The sequence below is a fragment of the Mycobacterium gordonae genome, assembly GCF_001417955.2.
GTDB classification, from domain to species: domain Bacteria; phylum Actinomycetota; class Actinomycetes; order Mycobacteriales; family Mycobacteriaceae; genus Mycobacterium; species Mycobacterium gordonae_B.
Map to the genome: position 1 here is coordinate 1 of NZ_LKTM01000161.1, position 1938 is coordinate 1938.

Annotated in this window: 2 pseudogenes; one reads left to right on the forward strand and one right to left on the reverse strand. The window is 80.2% G+C overall.

Going from position 1 to position 1938, the window contains the following annotated elements:
• Positions 1–75, reverse strand: a pseudogene (locus tag AO501_RS39330) (hypothetical protein); the annotation flags it as partial.
• Positions 76–117: 42 nt separating this feature from the next.
• On the opposite strand from AO501_RS39330, the pseudogene AO501_RS37205 reads away from it, so the two are divergent.
• Positions 118–1938: pseudogene (locus AO501_RS37205) on the forward strand (PE family protein); the annotation flags it as partial.

The following is a 1938-nucleotide window of genomic DNA, read 5'->3' on the forward strand; positions in this document are numbered from 1 at the left end:
CGCACCCGCGCAGAAGGTGCCACCGGTGTGTCCTAGCACCACCACGCGCACCCCGGGGTCCGCGGCGGCGACGGCGGCTGGGGCGGTGCGTCCGGTGCCGGCCAGGGCTCCAGCGGCGTGGCCGGCGACGGCGGCAAGGGCGGCGCCGGCGGCAATGCGAGCGCGGGCGGCGCCGGCGCCGCCGGCACCGGCAACAACGGCGGCAACGGCGCCAACGGTGGTCAGGGGGGTGACGGCGGCAACGCCGGCGGACCGACCGGTCGCCACGGCGATGGCGGAGCGGGCGGCGCGGCAGGTGACGGCGGCAAGGGCGGCACCGGCACGACCGATACGGGCAACGGGGCCGGTGCCGGTGGCCAGGGCGGCACCGGCGGTATCGGCGGCACCGGCGGCTCCGCCGGCACGGGTGGCAACGGCGGCACCGGTGGCGACGGCGGCGCCGGCGGCAAGGGTGGTGGCGGCGGCACCGGTGCCGATGCGCTGGCCGGCAGCGGTCATGCCGGGGGCAGCGGAGGCAACGCCGGACGCGGTGGCGCCGGCGGATATTCCGGCGGAGCTGACTCGGCTGGCGCCAACGGCAACGGCGGCCACGGTGGTGACGGCGGTACCGGCGGAACGGGAGGTACCGGCGCCGCGGGCGTCAGCAGTAGCGGCCAGGTCGGCGGCGCCGGCGGCAAGGGTGGCGATGCGGGCGTCGGCGGCGGCAGCGGCGGTGGCGGAACTGCCGGTCACGCGGGCAATGCGGGCACCGCTGGCACCGGAGGTGCGGGCGGCACCGGAGGGGCCGGCGCTGATAACGCCGCGGCGGCGGGCACCGGATATGGCGGCGGCGCTGGAGGTGCCGGCGGTCAGGGCGGCTCGGGCGTCTCGGGCGGCGCCAACGGTGCCGGTGGCCGGGGCGGTGACGGCGGCGCCGGCGGCCACGGCGGTGACGGCAAGGCAGGGACCGCAACCGTCGGTCAGGCCGGCGGCGCCGGCGGTCGGGGAGGCGACGCCGGAGCCGGCGGGGCAGCGGGCACCGGTGCGGGTGCCGCGTCCCAGGCCGGTGCGGCGGGTACCGGAGGCATCGGTGGTGACGGTGGGGCCGGTGCTGCCAACGGCACCGCGGGCGGCGCCGGGTATGCCGGTGGCGCCGGGGGCGCGGGCGGTCAAGGTGGTTCGGCCGGCGTGGGCGGCACCAACGGCGGTGGCGGCCTGGGTGGTGACGGTGGCCGCGGTGGTGCCGGCGCTGCGGGAGCCGCGGGTGTGGGCACTGTCGGTCAGGACGGCGGTGCCGGTGGCAGAGGCGGTGACGCGGGTGCCGGCGGGGCGGCCGGAACCGGATCAGGCGCCGCGGGCAGTGCGGGTCGCGCGGGTTCCGGCGGTGCCGGTGGTCAGGGTGGCGATGGTGGGACCGGCGGCGCCAACACGCTCGCGGGGCAAGCCGGGTATGCGGGCGGCACCGGCGGCGCGGGTGGTCACGGCGGCGCGGCGGGTGCGGGTGGCGTCAATGGTGACGGCGGCCGGGGCGGCAGCGGCGGCACCGGAGGTGCGGGTGGCACGGGGGCCACCGTTACCGGAAGCGACGGAGGCGCCGGCGGTACCGGCGGTCGGGGCGGCGACGCGGGCGCCGGCGGCACGGCCGGCAGTGGCGCCGGAGCTGCAGGTAGCAAGGGCCTTTCCGGCGACGGTGGTCGGGGCGGGCGCGGCGGCGACGGTGGCGTTGCCGGACGAGACGGCAACGGTAACGGATACACCGGCGGCGTGGGTGGCGTCGGCGGCGCGGGCGGCAACGCCGGCGTCGGCGGCAGCAACGGCAGCGGCGGGGCCGGTGGCACCGGAGGTCAGGGCGGTGCCGGCGCCAATGGACGACCGGACACCGGCGTCGGTGCCGGCAATGGTGGCACCGGCGGGCGCGGCGGCAGTGGCGGTACCGGCGGGGTGGCCGGCACCGGCGGC